The organism is Streptomyces colwelliae (assembly GCF_048158785.1).
GTDB lineage: Bacteria > Actinomycetota > Actinomycetes > Streptomycetales > Streptomycetaceae > Streptomyces.
The window spans coordinates 1-18093 of record NZ_JBLTJC010000116.1 but is presented as its reverse complement, the minus strand read 5'-3'; the positions used below and the strand labels follow the sequence as shown (position 1 = coordinate 18093).

Genomic DNA, 18093 nt, shown 5'->3' with positions numbered 1-18093 from the left:
TGATCGTTGGCCTGTGATTGGCCTCTCCGTCACCGTTACTGAATACAGGTAATCGACCCCGTAACCCCTGGTCCACCCCATCCGGACCAGGGGTTTTCGGCGCCTACTCGGCATCCGAACGCCTGTCCTTTAGTACCGCGTTGTCCGGATTTGTCGACGGGCGTGTAACAGCGGTTAGGGACCGGATCCGGCGCGGGAAACCCCGTTGCATGAACCACAACACCCCGCTCTCCCCCCGCCCCCTCAGCCACCTCTCCGAGGTGCACCGCCGCGTGCTGACGACCGCTCAGCTCCGGGCGCACGGCGTCCCGGCCGCCGAGGTGAACGAGCAATGCCGTCCCGACGGGCCGTGGCAGCAACTCCTCCCCGGCGTCGTCCTGTTGCACTCCGGCCCGCCCACCGGCGAGGAGCGGCTGCACGCGGTGCTGATCTACGCGGCGCGGGAGCGGACGGCGGGGGTCCCGGTCCAGCCCGGCGCGGACGGCCCGCACCGGCCGACGTACACGGAGACGATGGTCACGGGCCTGGCGGCGCTGACCCTGCACGGCTTCACCTCCGCCCCGGAGTTGGCCACGCTCAAGCAGATCGACGTCCTGGTCCCCCGGATGCGCCGGCTGCGCTCGACGGGCTGCGCGCGGATCGTCCGTACCGCGTCGCTCCCCGCCGCGCGGCAGGTGAAGGGCGTCCCGGTCGCCCCGGTGCCGCGGGCCCTCGCGGACGCCGTGGCCGAACTGTCGGACGCGAACGCGGTACGCGGGCTGCTCACCGAGGCGGTGCGCGGCGGGCACTGCGAACCGGCCGCGGTGGTACGGGAGTTGAACAACGCCAAGCTGCTGAGCCGCCCGCACGTGGTGGACGCGGTGGACTCGCTGCTGGCCGAGGGACGCGCGATCGCGGAGGACCGCCTCTACCGGATGGTGAGCGAGCACGGCCTCCCCGACCCGGTGTGGAACGTCGACCTCAGGCTGCCGGGCGGCCCCCACCTGGGCGGCCTGGACGCGTACTGGCCCGAGCAGGCGGTCGCCGTGGAGCTGGACACGCGTGCGCCGCGCCAAGGCCATCGGCAGGACGACGACGCCCTGTGGTCGGAGTACGCCCGCAAGCGCGAGCACCTGGAGCGGCTCGGCATCACGGTCGTCCACATCACCCCGAAGAAGCTCCGGGACGCGATGGAGCAACAGGCGGCGGTGGTCCGTACGGCGCTCATGGCGTCGGCGGACCGCGATCCGGCCGCGTATGTCGTGGTGCTGCCCCGGTAGTGACGGACCGGGGCGGGATCAGGAGGGGAGAGGAGGGGCCACCGGGGGGTCGGTGGCCCCTCCTCATGTGTGCCGTCCGTCGTGTGTCTTGTCGTGTGCCTTGTCGTGTGTCTTGTCGTGTGTCCTACAGGGGCTCGGGCAACGGCGGCGGAGCGGCGCTCGTCGTCGTGTGTCCCGCGTGCAGGCCGTCGATGAGGGCGGCGTAGGAGGCGATCATGCGCGTACGGCTGAAGCGTTCGCGGCTGCGGGCGTGGGCCTTGGCGAACTCCGCGCGGCCGACGACCGCCTCGGTCCAGGCCGACGCTACGGCGTCCGGGTCTGGGGGCGTGATGATGCCGTGCCCGGCGACGATGGACGCGCTGTCGCCGACGTCGGTGGCGACGGGTACGGCCCCGCACATCATGCCCTCGATCAGGCACAGGGGCGCGGCCTCGCCGAAGGACGACGTCAGCGCGACGACGTCCGACCCGGCGTAGACGGTCTCCATGTCCCGCCGTACGCCGAGGAGATGGAGCCGGTCGGTGAGAAGTGCCCGGTCCTCCCCGAAGGTGTCGTCGATGTCGGCGGAGAGGGCGGGCTGGTCGTGGTCGGTCATGCCCGCGCCGCACATGAGGACATGCCCGGCGGGTTCGCGCCGTAGCCACGCGTGGGCGGCGCGGAGGAAGAGCGGGATGTTCTTCATCGTGGCGTAGCGGGCGGCGAAGACGACGACGGGGGCGGTGTCCGGGATGCCGAGGGAGGCGCGCAGGGCGAGCCGCCGGGCGGGATCGGGACGGAAGCGGAGCAGATCCACGCCGTTGGGGATGACGTGGAGGACCTCGGGCGGGATGCCGGCGGCCTGGTAGGCGTCGCGGGTGGACTCCGCGCAGCAGACGGCGGCGACGACCTTGCCGTCGGCGATGGCGGCTTTCAGTTCGTCGACGGCGGTGCCCGAGTGTTCGGGATCCGAACGGTGCAGGCCCACGACGACGGGGCGGCGGGGCAGGCCCGCCTGGTTGAGCAGCGAGAGCGGCTGCTCCTTGAGCGACAGGACGACGTCGGCGTCCGCGAGGGCACGGGCGGCGTCGGCGAGCTCGGGCCCGGTGAACCCCACCGTGGCCTGATCATCACCCCCGCCGAAGCTGCGGCCGAGGGTCGAGACGCCGACGCCGGCCGCGGTCAGTCGCTGATAGCAGGCGTCGTTCTCCATGGCCTGCCGGGTTGCTTCTCGGTGTACTTCTCCGTGGATGCTGAGCACCGTATGGTGCTGGCCGCCCTCCACCAGTCCCAGTACGACGTCGCTGTGGACAATTCGGGCTCCTCCGGAGAAGAAGCCTTCGTAGACCGACAGCACGTGCAGCTCGTGTCTAGCGCGCACACGACCACCCGCCTTGCGTATGAATCGAGCCATCCCCGTGAACAGCGGGTTAGCCGTTATGAGGCGGCACGGACATTTCGTCGGAATGAACTGGGCGTCTCGTGTCTGGGTCCGATTGGTTATCCGGGAGTCAATTGGTACGGAGGCGTACGGCGAGCTGGACGCGAACCGACTTTCCGATGTCTCCGCGCAGAAACCAATCAAGGGATTCGGACGGCGTCGGCGATGTCGCCGGGCCAGTTCCAGAGGGCGAGGAGAGTGAGGGGGGGCGAGGAGAGTGAGGAGGGTGAGGCGCGTTTGCGCCATGAGCCGGCCGGCCCGCCGACTCCGCTTTCCCTGGCGGACGCATGGGGCACTTCCGTGATCGCTGATTCCGCTTACGCGTGGGCAGATCGGTTTCCCGCCGTGTGCGGTCTTGTGCTCTTGTGTCGCCTGCTGTCCGTGTGTCTAAAGTGACGCCTGCTCCCGGGTCAGTTGGGGAACTGCGTGCCCGCCTCGTCCGGGCGGGACGGGAGCAGACGACCGCTGGACGCTCAGCACAACGGGGACCACACAGGCGCGTGCCGCCACAGGCCGGTTTCCTTGTGCCTTCACCACGGGGGATCACCGCCTTGCGCACCTGGCTGTCCGCTTCCGCGATCTCGTCGACCTCCGCCACCGCAGGGCCGGGCAGTCCGGCACCTCGTGGCCGACCGAGTCGACCGGGTCGACCGTGAAGGACCCCGGTCACCTGCCTCCCGCGTAGACACCGCGCGACGCGCACCACGGCCCCACGCCTTCTCCGACAAGGCCCCTCGGTCCGCCCCGGCCGTCCGCCCTGCCTCCCTCACCCGTCGAACAGTTCAGGAGTTCCTGCATGGCCGACGCGAAAGTCCTCGAAGCACAGAAATGGGTCAACGGGACGTACGGCAGCGTGCCCGGCTATCAGAGATGCCCGGAAACCGGCACGACCGGCTGGTCCACCATGTACTCCCTCATCATGGGGTTACAGAAGGAACTCGGCATCAGCCCCGTGGTCGCGAATTTCGGCGACGGCACCATCGCCAAACTGGCCGCACTCGGTGAACTCGGCAGTGGCTGGGCGCAGAACAACAACATCATCAAGATCATCCGATACGGCCTGTTCTGCAAGGGCTACACCGGTGGTTACAGCGACACCGGCTTCTACGACCCGGACATCACGCTGGCCGTCAAGCACATGCAGGGAGACATGGGCCTCTCCTAGAGCGGATCGCTCCAGGCGAAGGCCTACGGCAAGGTCGACCCGAACCAACTCGTCATGGAATACCTCCGCAGCGCCAGATACGACGACGCACCGTGGCGGTCACTGATCGGGCCGTCGAACCCCGGCTTCATCGCGTATGCGAACGACCACAACATGGGCATCTGGACCGAGTTCAAGGACCCGTTCACCGGCCAGGACCTCGGACCTGAGCACATGATGGCCACGGCGAACGGCCAGTACCTCAGGCCCAACCCTCAGGGAGACATCAGCCTCGGCGACGTCGCCGGCTGGGGCGGCGATCTGATGACCCTGTACGGCGAATGGCGGCGCGACCACGACTCGTACGCCTCCGGCGCGACCTACATCGGCGACAAGATGGGCAAGATCGGTGTCGCGTCCACGTTCGGATTCACCGACCTCGTCGAGGACGCCGACGGCTATCTCCTCGCCCAGGCCGTACGCGGCGGCAAGACCATCGTCGAGGCCGTCCACGACCACTACGTGGGCAGCGGCGGTCTGACCCGGTTCAGGGACGTGAGCCAGCGGTTCGGCGGCACCATCAGCGAGGCGGCCGCCCAGGCGAAGAAGATCCTCACCGACTCTCCCGCCAGCACGGACGGGGCGATCCTGGTGGCCGGCCGCGCCACGCTGATCACCAGGTACGGCGGCCTCCTCACGTTGCTGCCGGTCAATCTGCCCTCCGGTCAACTCGACGACTGGTGCAACGCGTTCGGCGACAACCTCGTACAGCACGCTTCCACGGAAACCCTCCGACGGGCCGAGTACCGGGCGAACCAGCAACGGCTCCTCAGCCCACACTAAAATGTCAGGTGCATGGTGTCTCTGTTCACGTTCTTCGGCCCACCCGCGATCACCGTCCTCCTTTTCGCCGTCGGCACCATTCCCTACGCGCTGTGGGTGAGCAGGAAGAAGCCCTCGCGGCCGGCCCGCTGGGCAGTGATCGGGATCGCCGCCGCGATCGCCGCCTACGGGGCCGGAACCGTCTACGGGCTCGCCTTCGCGAACCCGCTCGACGTGTGCGCGGACAAGAACGGAGACGGCACATACAGGGACATCGGGCGGGACGGCAGCCTGACATCCGTGAACGTGGACAGCTTCCCTCCGTCCATCACCTGCCACTGGACCAGCGGCCACAGCACCGAAGCGGTGTGGTTCTGGGTCTCGCCCCTGCTCTACGCGGGGCTGGCCTGCTTCCTGGTCTGCTGCGCTCTGCTCCTCATCAGACGCTCCAAGGACAGAAAGGCTCCTCGTGACATCGAGCTTGACGCGTAGACGGGCTCTCGGCCTCGGTATCGGAGCCGGGGCGGCGATCGCCCTGACGACTGCCGGGCCCGCGCAGGCCGCCCCCGCTTCCGGAGGGCGCCAGTGGAAGCAGCCCTGGTCCGCGAACGGCTGGCCGGTCCTCGGCCACGCCACGAAGTACCAGGTGGAGGGCACGAGCGTCGAGGTCTCCCTGGCGACGGGAGACGCGGCGACGGTCCTCCTGCACGTGGCTCGCCGGTTCGCGTACGAGATCGACATGCTCAGGGCCGGCGACGTCCTCGGGCACACCACCGACCGGACCGTCGGCGCCCCGTTCGAGTCCAACCACCTGTCGGGCACCGCCATCGCGATCCGACCCCTGTACTACCCGCTCGGCGCCGACGTCCAGAACACCGGCATGAACGCGACCGAACGGATCGTCGTCGCGGACATCGTCGCCGACTGCGAGGGCCTCGTGACCTGGGGAGGGGACCTGAAGCCGGTCAAGCAGTCCCACTTCCACATCGACGTCGGGCCCGGAGACCCGCGCTTGAAGCGTCTCGCCGCCCGCATCCGGGGATGGAACGACACGCCTGGTGAAGGCGCCGGGTCGATCGACGCCTTCGCCCCTGCCAGGCGTCGGCTCGCCGCCCGTTACCAGTAGTCCCGTTCGTTCAGTCCCGTTGCCGCCGAGCCCCGTCGAAGCTCAGCCGTTCCGGCCTTGACGGGGTGACGGGGCCCGGCCGGACAGCCGGGCGCTCCTCCTCGACAGCTACCCGCAACTACCCGCGCGGAGCCGTCACGTCCCGCAGAACTCCGCCACCACCACCGCCCCCGCGTCCCCCGACCAGTCCCCGTTGAAGTTGAACGCCAGCGCATGGCGGCCGTCGGCCGTCGTCGCGGCCGCCGACGTCGAGCCGTGGATGCCGCCGTCATGACCCCAGACGTGGACGCCGCAGGGCAGAGTGATGTCGACGAGGCCGAGGCCGTAGCGCATGTTCGGGCTCTCGTCCGCCGCCACCGTCGTCTTCATCTCCTTCAGCTGCTTCGCCGGGAGCAGCCTGCCCCGCAGCAGGGCGCTGTAGAAGCGGTCCAGGTCCGCGGAGTCGGAGATCATCGAGCCCGCCGAGGAGGCCAGGGCCGGGTTCAGCTGCGTGACGTCGTACGTCGGGCCCGTCGCCGTCTCCGCGAGCTTGCCGTAGGCGCGGCTGCTGGGGCGCGGGAGCGTCGGCGTCGTACCCGGGAGTGACGTCGCCGTCAGCTTCAGCGGGTCGATGATGCGGTGGCGGATCTCCGTCGCGTACGAGTGACCGGTGACCTTCTGGATCACCATCCCGGCGAGTACGTAGTTCGTGTTGGAGTAGTTCCACGACGTGCCCGGGGCGAAGTCCGGCTTGTGGGACATGGCGATCGCCACCAGGTCGGCCGCGCTCTTCGTGTCGTAACGGTGCTGGAAGAAGCCGTCCTTGAGGAAGTACGTGCGGCCGAAGTCGTCGTCCGCCGTGTAGTTGAAGATGCCGCTGGTGTGGTTGAGGAGTTCGCGGAGGGTGATCCTGCTGCCGTCGTGGCCGTTGCCGTGGACCACGCCCGGCAGCCATTTCTCCACTGTGTCGTCCAGCGACAGGCGTCCCTCCGCCTCCAGTTGGAGGATCACCGTCGACACGAACGTCTTGGTGATGCTGCCCACCCGGTAGCGGTCGTCGGCCGAACGCGGTTTGCCGGTGCGGAGGTTGCCCACACCGGCTGTCGTCGACCAGGTGCCGCGGCCGTCCTTCACCGTCGCCGTGACGCCGGGGACGCCGATGTCGACGGCCGCCTGGATGGCCTTGCGGGTGGCGGTGTGGTCCTGGCCCTTCCCGGCGGGCTCCGCCGCCGTCGCGGGTCCCGCCAGGGCGACGGCCGACAGTGCCAACGCCGTCGTCGCCATGAGTGCCGTACGAACTCTCAGTCCCATGTCTTCCCCCTTCGTCGAGCCCGGTTCGGCTCGGTCGGAGGGAGGGACCCGAGGGCATGTGGCCAAGGTTGCCCGGGTGTAAGCCAGTTGAGCCGGTTTCAGCCCTTCTTCAGGAGCAGTTCCGTGTTGCGGTCCTTCGCGTCGCCGCCCAGGGCCGTGCTGGAACCCGGTGCGTTGTACGACAGTTCGCGGTACAGGGCCGCGAGGCCGGTCTGGGTGAGGTCGGAGAAGTCGGTGCGGTGCGGGGCCGCGGACTCGATGAGCGTGGTGAAGAGGGAGAGCGTGCCGTCCTTGTTGTCCACCAGCTCGATGACGCGGGCGAGTTGGGGATAGTCGACGTGCGAGGCGGTGGAGATCTCCCAGAAGCTGCGGCCGTCGGGCGCCGAGTGCGGGGTGATGACATTGCGGTGGATGTGGCCGTTGACCCAGGCCAGCACGTTGGGGTGGCTGCCGAGGAGGGCGATGACCGCCGAGCCCTCGTAGCGGCGCTCGGTGGGGTGCGCCGGGTCGGGGCGGGTGTTGTCCATCGTCTTGCTGGTGTGGTGGCTGAAGATCACCGCGTACGAGTCCTTGTTGTCGCGGAGTGTCTTGTCGAGCCACCTCAACTGCGTTGCCCCGATGGACCCTTCGTAGTGGCCGCCCGCGTCCGTGGTGTCGAGGCTGATACCGATCACGTCGTCGGCTATGCGGAACGCGTAGTACTGGGTGCCCGCGTCGACGTTCGCGGAGGAGTAGCCGTGGCCGACCGGGCCGAGGCCCTGGTAGGCCGGGTCGAGGTGGGCCTTGAGGTACTCGGCGGAGGTGTAGGGGGCGCGGTTCTCGTCCGGCGTGATCGAGCGCGCGGAGCGGGCGTGCGCCTTGAGGAAGTCGCGGTAGCCGGTGCCCTTGGGGTCCTTGGCTTCCCGGATCGAGTTCTGGAGCTTCTTCGCCTCGGCCGCGGTCGCGGTCATCAACTTCTTGCCGCCGATGGCGAGTTCGGTGAGGTACGGGTCCGCGTGCGAGCCGAAGCAGCCGAGCGGGAGCGCGTCATGGTTGCCGACCGTCGAGTACCAGGGCAGGTTGAGGCCGGGGCTGCGGACCTCGCGGATCGCGGCCGCCAGGAAGCCCCCCAGGTGCGGGAAGCCGACCTGCTTGTCGCCGTCGCGCAGGGTGGCGTCGGGCTGCCAGTACAGCTTGAGGCCGCTGTTCTGGACGCCCTCGTAGTGGCGCGGGTCACCGGTGTTGGGGGTGAAGCGGCCGCCGCTCATGATCTTCATGAACCATTCCAGCTCGGACTTGGCGTTGTTGTCCGTGTTGTCGCCGGTGGTCATCACGAAGTGCAGCGGGGAGCCGGTCACCGGGGCGCCGCGCAGCGCGTTGACCCGCTCGACCAGCGAGATCCCGCCCTGCACGGTCAGCGCCTCGTGCGGGCGCCACGCGTGCTTGTCGGTCGAGCGCAGGTACTCCAGGCGCAGCGGGTGCTGGGTGTCCATCAGGTGCAGGTCGGTGAACTGCACGAACGACGCGAGTGCCGTACGGCGGCCCGCGCGGCCGGACTTGGCGTTGGCGAGGTCGCCGCGCACGACGCGCTTCCAGCCGGCGCCGTCGCCGAGGCGGCGGTACCCGGAGCCGGCGCGCGGGGCGGCGACCGTGGCGAGGGTGGTGCCCTTGGTGTACGGCGCGAGGGGTGCGGCCGGCGCCATGCGGGAGTGTGCGACGGGTGCCTCGGCGGCGGCGTTGGCGGCATCGGCGGTGGCGGTGGCGGCCTGGCTGTCGGTGGGCCGTAGGGCGTATCCGACGCCCGCGGAGACGGACACGGCCGCGGTGGCGGCGAGGACGGTACGGCGGTTGACCCCCAGCGCGGAGCTGGCGACAGAGCGTGTGCGCGACATGGCGCGATCTCCCCGAGTACGAACTGCGTCGGCAGTGGTCGCGGGTGTTCGCGGCGATCGGTTTCCGATCGCGGTCGCGAACTTCCCGCTCGTACTGGATGCTTGGCATCGGGGATGACCTGCGCGTAAACGAGACGGCAACGCGCAGCGCCGATCACCGTACGTGGATCTTGGCGCCCCCTGTGCGTTCGTGAACGCTCGTCGGACCGCCGGGAGGCGGCTACTCCGTGTTCATCTGCCGGGGTACTGAAGCTATTCCGGAACCCGTTCGACCCGCCCTACGGCCGGCCGCTCCCGCCACAGCCGCAGCGCCACGTCGATCAACCCGACCCGGGTCAGGCCGGGTACGTCGTCCAGCGGGTGCCAGGCGGCCATGTCGGTGGACCCGCCGATCTCGTTGCGCAGCTCGCCGCCGACGATCCTGGCCTCATAGACGAGCCGGAGGCCGTGCTGGTCCACCTTGCGTCGGTGGCGCCACGGAATGACGTGGTGGATCGAGTCCATGCCGAGGAAACCGGTGACCTCGACGTGGTAGCCGGTCTCCTCCTCCAGCTCCCGTACGACCGTGTCGTTCGGGTGCTCGCCGTGGTCCATGCCGCCGCCGGGCAGTACCCACTCGTAGCCCCCGCGCTCGGCCGGTGAACGGGCCAGGAGGAGCTGGCCGTCCCGGACGCAGACGGCGTAGGCGGCGACTCTCAGCTTTTTGCGCATCCGGTGACGCTAAGCGCTCCGCTGAGAGTGCCGCAATGTGTCGTTGGTTGGCTGCCGCGCCGTTGTGGCTGGTCGCGCAGTTCCCCGCGCCCCTCAGGGCATTAACGCGCCGGGGTTGGATTGGCAGGGGAGTATTCGGGGGCGGACCAGCGCAGTGGGAGTGCGGCAGGGGTCTCGATGGCCTCGGTGAGGGTGAAACGCACCCTGCGCTCCCCGTCTCCGTCGAACTCCGGCCTTGCCTCGCCCGTGAGTTGGAGCGCGGTGCCCGTCGTCCAGTCGAGGAAGAGGAGTCCCGCGCGCGGGTCGGTGATGAGGTTGCCCAGGCTCAGGAACATGGCGTTGCCCGCGTAGTCCGGCCAGGTCAGCTCTCGGGGTGAAGTCGCCTGGACGAAGCCCGGGTTGCCGCCCCGGTGGCTGGCGTCGGCGCCGTGTTCGTGGACGGTGGCGAGGAAGAACGTGTCGGCCGCGGCGATGAACTCGGCCTGGGAGGTGGTCAGTTCGGTGGCGTGCCGGGGCGGGGCGGGTTCGCGGTCGGTGAGCGTCTCGTAGGACTCTCTCCGCTGGATGTACTTGGGGCAGTTGGAGAACACGCGGTCCGCCTCGATCGCCAATCCCCGTGCCGTACGCCGGAGTCGGCCGTCGACTCGCATACGGCGGCGGGTGCGGGGGTCGAGGGCGATCGTGCCGACCGGCAGGTCGTGTGCGGCGGCGAGGGCGGAGGTGAGGGGGTCCGTCGGGCGGGTGCCGCCGGTGATCGAGATCTGGTGCGGGCCCGTCGCGCGTACGAACCCGGGGGCGCCCATGAGCGGTGAGGCCCACAGCCGGCCCGTCGCGGGGTCGGCGGCGCCCAGGATCAGGAGGGGCTGGAGTTCGAGGAAGGCGGCGGCCACGGGTTTGATCCCCTGGCCGATGATCTGGCCGACGTGGTCGGCGAGTTCGCGCACCCCCACCCGGTCCTGCACCGCGCGGGAGCCCGCGTGATAGGTGCCCATGGCCTCAGTGGCTTCCATGGCTAGAAGAAACCGCAGGTCGGGGCTTCGGCGTTCGGGGCCGGGGCGTCCTCCGCGCCGGCCGGCACCGAGATCTCCAGGCGGGTGCCGTCCGGGTCGTGGAAGAAGATGCCGCCGGAGGCCGCGCCCTCGCGGTGGGCGACCACGCCCTCGTACGCGAACTCGGCGCCGTAGGCCTTGAGCGCCTCCTCGTACCGCTGGACCCGCTCGATCGAGTCGGCCGCGAACGCCAGGTGGTGCAGGCCGGCGCGGTCGCCGCCGTACGGCCCCCGCGCCTGCTGCCAGAGGGTGAGGACCGGGTGGTCGCCGGTGCCGTCGCCCAGGAACGCGTAACGGCGGTCGTCGTCCTTGCCCTCGGCGAGGACCGCGAAGCCGAGGACGTCGCGGTAGAAGGCGAGCGAGCGGTCGAGGTCGGTGACGTTCAGGCCGACGTGGCCGGTGTGCAGGGTCATGAAAAGCCCCTCCTCCGATATAACCGTTGTCGATGACGTTAGTGGTTAGAATCGAGAGGGTCAACCGTTCACGTACTCTTGACCGGTTAGATCAGAAGGGAGCTTCTCCATGACCACCGACCCCGACCCCCGGCCGCTCATCGGCGAACCGCTCGCCCTCGACCTGCTCAACACGCGGTGGATGCGGGACGGGACGGTGCAGGACCTGCTCTCCAACCCTCGCGGGCTCGCCGTATGGCTCGGCTCGACCGGGCTCGACCAGCGGTTCGAGGCGAACCCGATCACCCTGCTGCACACCAGGATCGCGCGCGACGCGCTGCACGCGGCGGTGGAGGACTCCCGCACGGAGGACCTCGACCTCGTCCTCGACCAGGGCCGGATCCGGGCCACGCTCACCGCCGAAGGCCCCGGCGAGACCGCCGAGTTCGGCGACCCCCGGTGGGGCCCCGGCTGGCTCGCCGCCCGCAACTATTTGGAACTGCTCTCCACCGCCCCGGACCGCATCCGCCGCTGCGCCCACGAGGCGTGCGTCCTGCGCTTCTTCGACACGTCGAGGAACGGCACCCGCCGCTGGTGCTCGATGGCGGCCTGCGGCAACCGCGCGAAGGCGTCCCGCCACTACGCACGTTCGAACCCGCGGCACGAATAGGGGGTTTTCCCCATACGTTCATAGCGTTTCGGTCAACTCTTCCCAAACAACCGTCCCTTGGGTAAAGCTGTGCCCTCGTCCGGCACTGGATTCTTCACCTACAAGGGATGCCGATGACCCTCTCCCACCAGAGACGCGTGGCCCGAATATCCGTGGCCGCCGGTCTCGTCGCCGCGCTCTCCGCGGCAGGGCCCGTACCCATGGCCTTCTCCGCCGACGCACCGTCCGCGACCACACCCGCGGACGGCACCGTCAAGTCCGCCGCCGCCAAGCTCGGTTCGGACGACGCCGATCTGCTCGCCACGGCCAAGGCCGACGGCGACAAGAACGTCACGATGATGATCGCCACCGCGCCGGGCGCGACCGAGCAGGTCGCCCAGCAGCTGGACGCGGTCAAGGGCGGCTCCGTGGGCCGCGCCTACGACAAGCTCGGCTACGTCCGCGCCACCGTCCCGACGGGCAGGGCGGACTCGGCGATCGCCGCCGCCGCGAAGCTGCCCTCGGTGCACGCCATCGACCTCCGGCAGGAGATCGCCCTCGACGATCCGACGCCGAGCGCGGACACCGCGAAGGGCGCCAAGAGCGCCAACAAGGCCACGGCGACGACCACTTACCCGGCGCCGAACAAGAACACCCCCGCCGAGAACCCGTACAACCCGTCCTTCGAGACGGGCGCCGTCGACTTCGTGAAGAAGAACCCGAAGGCGGACGGCCGCGGCATCACCATCGGCATCCTCGACTCCGGCGTCGACCTCGGCCACCCGGCGCTCCAGAAGACCACCACCGGCGAGCGCAAGATCGTCGACTGGGTCACCTCGACCGACCCGATCGTCGACGGCGACCAGACCTGGCGCCCGATGATCACGGCCGTCTCCGGCCCCAACTTCACCTACGGCGGCCTGAGTTGGACGGCGCCGACAGGGTCGTACGAGATCAGCACGTTCAAGGAGTCGTACACCACCGGCGGTGACGCAGCGGGTGACGCGAACCGTGACGGTGACACCACCGACTCGTGGGGCGTCCTGTACGACCCGGCGGCCGGCACGGTGACGGTCGACCTGAACAACAACCACGACTTCGCCGACGACGCCCCGATGAAGCCGTACAAGGACGGTTACCAGATCGGCTACTTCGGTACCGACAACCCGGCGACGGACGTCGTCGAGCGGCAGCCGTTCGTCGTGCAGATCAGCAAGGACGTCCCCATGGACCCGTACGGCGGGTCCTGGGTCGGCAAGACCGCCGACTTCGTCAACATCGGTGTCATCGAGTCCGAGCACGGCACGCACGTCGCCGGTATCACCGCGGCGAACGGCCTGTTCGGCGGCAAGATGAACGGTGAGGCGCCGGGCGCCAAGCTCGTCTCCTCGCGCGCCTGCACCTGGACCGGCGGCTGCACCAACGTGGCGCTCACCGAGGGCATGATCGACCTCGTCGCCAACCGCGGTGTCGACATCGTCAACATGTCGATCGGCGGCCTGCCCGCGCTGAACGACGGCAACAACGCGCGCGCCGAGCTGTACACGCGCCTCATCGACACCTACGGCGTGCAGCTCGTGATCTCGGCCGGCAACTCCGGTCCGGGCGCCAACACGATCGGCGACCCCGGCCTGGCCGACAAGGTGATCTCGGTCGGCGCCTCGATCTCGAAGCAGACCTGGGCCGCCAACTACGGCTCCCAGGTGGCGACTTCGTACCAGTTGCTGCCGTTCTCCTCGCGCGGTCCGCGTGAGGACGGCGGCTTCACGCCGACGCTCGTCGCGCCCGGCGCGGCGATCAACTCGACCCAGACCTGGCTGCCGGGTTCCCCGGTCCCCGAGGCGGGTTACACGCTGCCGGCCGGCTACTCGATGCTCCAGGGCACCTCGATGGCCTCCCCGCAGGCCGCGGGCGCCTCGGCGCTGCTGCTGAGCGCCGCCAAGCAGAAGAACATCGCCCTCACCCCGGCGACCCTGCGCACGGCGCTGACCTCAACGGCCGATCACATCAAGGGTGTTCAGGCGTACGAGGAGGGCGCGGGCCTCATCAACATCGTGGACGCGTGGAAGTCCATCAAGGACGGCGCCACGTCTCACGAGTACACGGTGAAGGCCCCGGTCGACACCGCGATCGACTTCGCGCTCAAGACGCCCGGCTTCGGCACCGGTCTCTACGACCGCGAGGGCGGCCTCAAGGCCGGCGCGAAGAAGACGTACGACATCACCATCACGCGAACCACCGGTGCGGACAAGGCGGTTCGGCACGAGCTGCACTTCGAGAACAACGCCGGTGACACCTTCAAGGTCGTCGGCTCGGACGAGGTCAAGCTCCCGCTGAACCAGCCGGTCACGGTCAAGGTGCAGGCGGCGCCGAAGAGTTCGGGCATCAAGAGCGCGATCCTGGAGGTCGACGACCCGAAGACCGAGGGCCTCGACAAGCAGATCCTCACCACGGTCGTGGTCTCGTCGCCCGTCAACTACACCTACTCCACGTCGAGTTCGGTGCAGCGCAACAGCACGCAGTCGTACTTCGTGACCGTCCCCGAGGGCGCCAAGGCCTTCGAGGTCGCGATCAGCGGACTGAAGGACAAGAGCCAGACGCGGTTCATCTCGATCCACCCGTACGGCGTTCCGGTCGAGGACACCGGCACCCCGTACTGCTACAACAACTACCTGGACGGCAACGGCTGCAAGCCCGACGTGCGGTCGTACGCGGACCCGCAGGCCGGCGTCTGGGAGATCGAGGTCGAGTCGCGCCGCACCTCGCCGCTGCTCGACAACCCGTACAAGCTGGACGCCACCGTCCTCGGCGCGGCCTTCGACCCGGAGACCGTGACCGTGCCCGAGGCGAAGGTCGGCGTCCCGGCCACCGCCTCCTGGAAGGTGACGAACAACTTCGCGGCGCTGGACGGCACGTTGAAGGGCGGCCCGCTCGGCTCCTCGCTGACCGCGCGGCCCACCATCACCGAGGGCGTCACCCAGACGACCACGGTCGACGTCCCCGCCGGCGCCACCTCCCTGGACGTCGCCATCGGCAACGTCTCGGACACGGCGGCGGACCTGGACCTGTACGTGTACGACTCCGCGGGCACGGAGGTCGGCAACTCCGCCGACGGTGACTCGGAGGAGGCGGTCTCCGTCGCCGACCCGGCCGCCGGTACGTACACCGTCCAGGTCATCGGCTACTCGGTGCCGTCCGGCTCGACCGCGTACGACTACCTGGACGTGTTCTTCTCCCCGGCGCTCGGCACGGTCACCGTCGACGACTCGACGCCGGTGAAGCTCGCCACGGGCGCCTCGGCGACGGTCTCCGGCAGCGTCACCGCCCTGGCCCCCGCTCCGGCGGGACGCGAGTTCTTCGGCCAGGTCCAGCTGGTCAACGCGCGCGGCACGGTCGCGGGCCTGGGCAGCGTGAAGATCGAGAAGGTCACGTCGTAGTACGCATGCGGCTGCCGTAGTACGTATGTGGCTGTCGTAGTACGTATGTGGCTGTCGTAGTACGTATGCCGCTACGGCGGTGAGGGGGCGGGCGTCCGTGCGGGCGCCCGCCCCTTCCCTTTCCCGGTCAGCCGGTCGGGCAGGTGGTCGTGCCGGGTGCGGCCAGCGCCTCCGCGATCACGGCACCGTCCGTGGCGACGGCGTCGTCGCCGACGGCCCAGAGGGTCGCCGTGTCCGAGCCCTTCGGGACCCCGACCAGCACGTGCTGCCCCTGCCGCGGCGCCGGCTGCGCCCCCGCGGCCAGCACGACCGTGACGTCGGCCGGGCCGTGGGCGGGCCGGTAGGAGCGGGTGACGGCGAGCGTGATCCGTTTGCGGGGGTCGGAGCCCGGCTTCACCCCGGTCACCGTCCCCTCGACGAGGAGGCGGGAGCAGGCCACGTACAGCTCCGGGTCGGACAGCGCGCCCGGGGCCGCGGAGCCGTTCTCCGGCGCCGCGCCCGAGCTGGTCTTCGCCCCCTGGTCCGCGCTGCTGCTGGAGTCGGCGGTCATGCCCCCGTTGTGCGCGGCCAGCCAGGAGATCCCGGTGATCATCGTGGCGACGACCGCCAGCGCGAGGGTGCCGTAGGCGAGGGCGCGCAGGCCGGGGTGGCGGCGGCGGGCGAGGCGCACGGCACGCACCGGCTTCGGCACTGGTTTCGGCTTCGGTGCGGCTTCGGGTTCCGGTCGCGGTTCGGCGAGCGCGTGGCCGATGAGCCCCAACTGCTTCCTCAACAGCGCCACTTCGGCCGTGGCGACCCTGTGTTCGGCCATGAACCCGGCGTCCGCGCGGGCCGCGTCCGGCAGGGGCTCGTCCATGATCGCGGCCATCAGCGCGTCCATGCCGTCGTACTCGTCGCCGTCGTACTCGTGCTCATCCCGTTCGGCGGTCACGTCACACCACCTCGTCCTCGTGCAGGCGGTCGCGCAGGGCGCGGACCGCGGAGTGCAGCCGGCTCTTGACCGTGCCTTCCGGGATGCCGAGTTCCTCGGCGATCCCGCGCACGGGCAGGTCGGCGAAGAACCGCAGGACGAGGACCTGGCGGTGCTGGTCGGGCAGTTCGTCCATGCCCTGCGCCACCGCCATGGACAGGACACTCGTGTCCTCGCCGGAGGGGTGCTCCAGCTGGCGCAGGGAGGCCAGCCGCTCCCCCACCCGCTCCTGGCGGCGCTTGGCGCGGTGCCAGTCCATGGCGAGGTTCGAGGCGACGACCGCCGCCCACGCCGAGACGTCGCGCGGCGCCTCGTCGCCCTTCGCCGCCCGCTCCAGCAACCGCAGTCGCACCTGCTGGACCCCGTCCGGCAGATCCGCCTGCGGCACCCCGCCGAGCGCGAGCACCGCCCGCACCCGCCGTTCCTGGGCCGCGTCCAGAGGATCGTCGTCCTCCTGGACCCGGCGGGCCTTTCTGCGCAGCACAAGCCACCCCCCTCACCGCGTTTCCTCTACGACGCCGCAGGGCCCGGAAACGTTCGGCCGGGCGAGGAGGAGTTTTCCGCGGCGGCGGCCGGAGGCGTGGATCACACCGGCGGGCGGGACGGCTTGCGGTCCTGAGCCGGTGCGGGGCGGATTTCTCGCAGCGCGCGGAGCCGTCGCCGCAGGATCGGGCCGCGGGCGGTCAGGTGTCGCGTCCCACTCCTCGGGCCGGGCGGCGAAAGGATTGGACACGCGGGCACGGGTGAGACGCATCATGGAAGCGCTGGACCACGTAGAACGCACGTAAAGGGAGTCGCCGTGAAGGTCGGAATCGTCGGAGCCACCGGTCAGGTCGGCACGGTCATGCGCAGGATCCTCGTGGAGCGGGACTTCCCGGTCACCGAGCTGCGTCTGTTCGCCTCGGCCCGTTCGGCGGGGACGGTCCTGGACGGCGTGACGGTGGAGGACGCGGCGACCGCGGACTACTCCGGGCTCGACATCGTGCTGTTCTCCGCGGGCGGCGCGACCTCGAAGGCGCTGGCCGAGAAGGTCGCCTCGCAGGGCGCGGTCGTCATCGACAACTCCTCCGCCTGGCGCAAGGACCCGCAGGTCCCGCTGGTCGTCTCGGAAGTGAACCCGCACGCGATCATCGACCGCCCCAAGGGCATCATCGCCAACCCGAACTGCACGACGATGGCCGCGATGCCGGTCCTGAAGCCGTTGCACGCGGAGGCGGGCCTCGAGGCGCTGGTCGTCGCCACGTACCAGGCGGTGTCCGGTTCCGGGCTTTCCGGTGTGGCCGAGCTGCACGGGCAGGCGCTGAAGGTCGTCGCCGACGCGGACAAGCTGACCCACGACGGCGGCGCGGTCGACTTCCCCGAGCCGCAGGTCTACAAGCGGCCGATCGCCTTCAACGTGCTCCCCCTCGCCGGTTCGATCGTCGACGACGGCCTGCACGAGACCGACGAGGAGCAGAAGCTCCGCAGCGAGTCCCGCAAGATCCTGGAGATCCCGGAGCTCAAGGTCTCCGGCACCTGCGTGCGCGTCCCGGTCTTCTCCGGGCACTCCCTCCAGGTCAACGCCCGTTTCGCCCGCCCCATCTCGGTCGAGCGCGCGACGGAGCTGCTCGGCGGCGCCCCGGGTGTCGCCCTGACCGACATCCCGACGCCTCTCCAGGCGGCCGGCCAGGACCCGTCGTACGTCGGCCGCATCCGCGCCGACGAGACGGTCGAGCACGGGCTGGCCCTGTTCATCTCCAACGACAACCTCCGCAAGGGCGCTGCGCTGAACGCGGTGCAGATCGCGGAGCTGGTGGCGGTGGAGCTGAAGGGCTGACGCCGGGAGTTCTTCGCCCCCGCCGCCCCTACCCGTCCCATCCTCAAGGGGCGTTTCTGCCAAGTGCACGACAGGGGACGCTAATCACGCCTGGTGAGCCGGGTGTCCGGAGTCGTGAAGATTCGCGTATGAGACCGGTA

General features: G+C 69.8%; 16 protein-coding genes. 8 read left to right on the top strand and 8 right to left on the bottom strand.

The window, feature by feature from the left end:
* Positions 1-209: 209 nt before the first annotated feature.
* Complete coding sequence (locus tag ACNFOC_RS24025; RefSeq protein WP_416961168.1) at positions 210-1259, top strand: hypothetical protein; 1050 nt, start codon at positions 210-212, stop codon at positions 1257-1259.
* Positions 1260-1383: 124 nt separating this feature from the next.
* Here ACNFOC_RS24025 and ACNFOC_RS24020 read toward each other — a convergent pair whose 3' ends face one another.
* Positions 1384-2592, bottom strand: coding sequence for a glycosyltransferase (locus ACNFOC_RS24020; protein ID WP_416961180.1), 1209 nt, complete (start codon positions 2590-2592; stop codon positions 1384-1386).
* An 880-nt stretch (positions 2593-3472) separates the two neighbouring features.
* On the opposite strand from ACNFOC_RS24020, the gene ACNFOC_RS24015 reads away from it, so the two are divergent.
* Genes ACNFOC_RS24015 through ACNFOC_RS24000 form a run of 4 tightly spaced genes read left to right on the top strand, consistent with a single transcriptional unit; the run spans position 3473 to position 5768 of the window.
* Positions 3473-3841, top strand: coding sequence for a hypothetical protein (locus tag ACNFOC_RS24015; protein WP_416961167.1), 369 nt, complete (start codon positions 3473-3475; stop codon positions 3839-3841).
* 54 nt (positions 3842-3895) lie between these two features.
* Positions 3896-4663 carry a hypothetical protein gene (locus ACNFOC_RS24010; protein WP_416961166.1) on the top strand — a complete coding sequence of 256 codons (768 nt, stop codon included), beginning with the start codon at positions 3896-3898 and terminating at the stop codon, positions 4661-4663.
* A gap of 12 nt (positions 4664-4675) precedes the next feature.
* Positions 4676-5134 carry a hypothetical protein gene (locus ACNFOC_RS24005; protein WP_416961165.1) on the top strand — a complete coding sequence of 153 codons (459 nt, stop codon included), beginning with the start codon at positions 4676-4678 and terminating at the stop codon, positions 5132-5134.
* Positions 5112-5768 carry a M15 family metallopeptidase gene (locus tag ACNFOC_RS24000; RefSeq protein WP_416961164.1) on the top strand — a complete coding sequence of 219 codons (657 nt, stop codon included), beginning with the start codon at positions 5112-5114 and terminating at the stop codon, positions 5766-5768. Before ACNFOC_RS24005 ends, ACNFOC_RS24000 begins: the two co-directional genes overlap by 23 nt.
* Positions 5769-5903: 135 nt before the next feature.
* Here the strand turns inward: ACNFOC_RS24000 and ACNFOC_RS23995 are convergent, their stop codons facing one another.
* The 5 genes from ACNFOC_RS23995 to ACNFOC_RS23975 all read right to left on the bottom strand — a co-directional run bounded on the left by ACNFOC_RS23995 (position 5904) and on the right by ACNFOC_RS23975 (position 11102).
* Positions 5904-7031, bottom strand: coding sequence for a serine hydrolase domain-containing protein (locus ACNFOC_RS23995; RefSeq protein ID WP_416961179.1), 1128 nt, complete (start codon positions 7029-7031; stop codon positions 5904-5906).
* Positions 7032-7156: 125 nt separating this feature from the next.
* Positions 7157-8929 (bottom strand): TIGR03767 family metallophosphoesterase, encoded by a 1773-nt coding sequence (locus ACNFOC_RS23990; protein ID WP_416961163.1) that lies wholly within the window; start codon positions 8927-8929, stop codon positions 7157-7159.
* Positions 8930-9181: 252 nt separating this feature from the next.
* Positions 9182-9640: an NUDIX hydrolase gene (locus ACNFOC_RS23985; protein WP_416961162.1), complete on the bottom strand. Its 459-nt coding sequence runs from the start codon at positions 9638-9640 to the stop codon at positions 9182-9184.
* Positions 9641-9741: 101 nt separating this feature from the next.
* Positions 9742-10632 carry a pyridoxamine 5'-phosphate oxidase family protein gene (locus tag ACNFOC_RS23980; protein ID WP_416961178.1) on the bottom strand — a complete coding sequence of 297 codons (891 nt, stop codon included), beginning with the start codon at positions 10630-10632 and terminating at the stop codon, positions 9742-9744.
* Between the two features lie 20 nt (positions 10633-10652).
* Positions 10653-11102, bottom strand: a complete 450-nt coding sequence (locus ACNFOC_RS23975; RefSeq protein WP_416961161.1) for a VOC family protein — start codon at positions 11100-11102, stop codon at positions 10653-10655.
* A 109-nt stretch (positions 11103-11211) separates the two neighbouring features.
* Between ACNFOC_RS23975 and ACNFOC_RS23970 the strand changes: the two genes are divergently transcribed.
* Both ACNFOC_RS23970 and ACNFOC_RS23965 read left to right on the top strand, forming a co-directional pair.
* A complete protein-coding gene (locus ACNFOC_RS23970; RefSeq protein ID WP_416961160.1) occupies positions 11212-11751 on the top strand; it encodes a CGNR zinc finger domain-containing protein in 540 nt (179 codons plus the stop codon).
* Positions 11752-11864: 113 nt separating this feature from the next.
* On the top strand, positions 11865-15167 hold the full coding sequence (locus ACNFOC_RS23965; RefSeq protein ID WP_416961159.1) for a S8 family serine peptidase: 3303 nt from the start codon (positions 11865-11867) through the stop codon (positions 15165-15167).
* Between the two features lie 127 nt (positions 15168-15294).
* On the opposite strand, the gene ACNFOC_RS23960 is transcribed toward ACNFOC_RS23965, so the two are convergent.
* The gene (locus ACNFOC_RS23960; RefSeq protein ID WP_416961158.1) at positions 15295-16098 is read right to left on the bottom strand and encodes a hypothetical protein; all 804 of its coding nucleotides are present in this window, start codon (positions 16096-16098) and stop codon (positions 15295-15297) included.
* 1 nt (position 16099) lies between these two features.
* On the bottom strand, positions 16100-16621 hold the full coding sequence (locus ACNFOC_RS23955; protein ID WP_416961157.1) for a sigma-70 family RNA polymerase sigma factor: 522 nt from the start codon (positions 16619-16621) through the stop codon (positions 16100-16102).
* A gap of 315 nt (positions 16622-16936) precedes the next feature.
* On the opposite strand from ACNFOC_RS23955, the gene ACNFOC_RS23950 reads away from it, so the two are divergent.
* Positions 16937-17953 (top strand): aspartate-semialdehyde dehydrogenase, encoded by a 1017-nt coding sequence (locus ACNFOC_RS23950; protein WP_416961156.1) that lies wholly within the window; start codon positions 16937-16939, stop codon positions 17951-17953.
* The last annotated feature ends 140 nt before the right edge of the window (positions 17954-18093 follow it).

Coding starts and splice junctions, on each gene's coding strand:
- ACNFOC_RS24025 (WP_416961168.1), top strand. CDS start 210: ATGAACCACAACACCCCGCTCTCCCCCCGCCCCCTCAGCCACCTCTCC.
- ACNFOC_RS24015 (WP_416961167.1), top strand. CDS start 3,473: ATGGCCGACGCGAAAGTCCTCGAAGCACAGAAATGGGTCAACGGGACG.
- ACNFOC_RS24010 (WP_416961166.1), top strand. CDS start 3,896: ATGGAATACCTCCGCAGCGCCAGATACGACGACGCACCGTGGCGGTCA.
- ACNFOC_RS24005 (WP_416961165.1), top strand. CDS start 4,676: ATGGTGTCTCTGTTCACGTTCTTCGGCCCACCCGCGATCACCGTCCTC.
- ACNFOC_RS23995 (WP_416961179.1), bottom strand. CDS start 7,031: ATGGCGACGACGGCGTTGGCACTGTCGGCCGTCGCCCTGGCGGGACCC.
- ACNFOC_RS23990 (WP_416961163.1), bottom strand. CDS start 8,929: ATGTCGCGCACACGCTCTGTCGCCAGCTCCGCGCTGGGGGTCAACCGC.
- ACNFOC_RS23985 (WP_416961162.1), bottom strand. CDS start 9,640: ATGCGCAAAAAGCTGAGAGTCGCCGCCTACGCCGTCTGCGTCCGGGAC.
- ACNFOC_RS23980 (WP_416961178.1), bottom strand. CDS start 10,632: ATGGGCACCTATCACGCGGGCTCCCGCGCGGTGCAGGACCGGGTGGGG.
- ACNFOC_RS23975 (WP_416961161.1), bottom strand. CDS start 11,102: ATGACCCTGCACACCGGCCACGTCGGCCTGAACGTCACCGACCTCGAC.
- ACNFOC_RS23970 (WP_416961160.1), top strand. CDS start 11,212: ATGACCACCGACCCCGACCCCCGGCCGCTCATCGGCGAACCGCTCGCC.
- ACNFOC_RS23965 (WP_416961159.1), top strand. CDS start 11,865: ATGACCCTCTCCCACCAGAGACGCGTGGCCCGAATATCCGTGGCCGCC.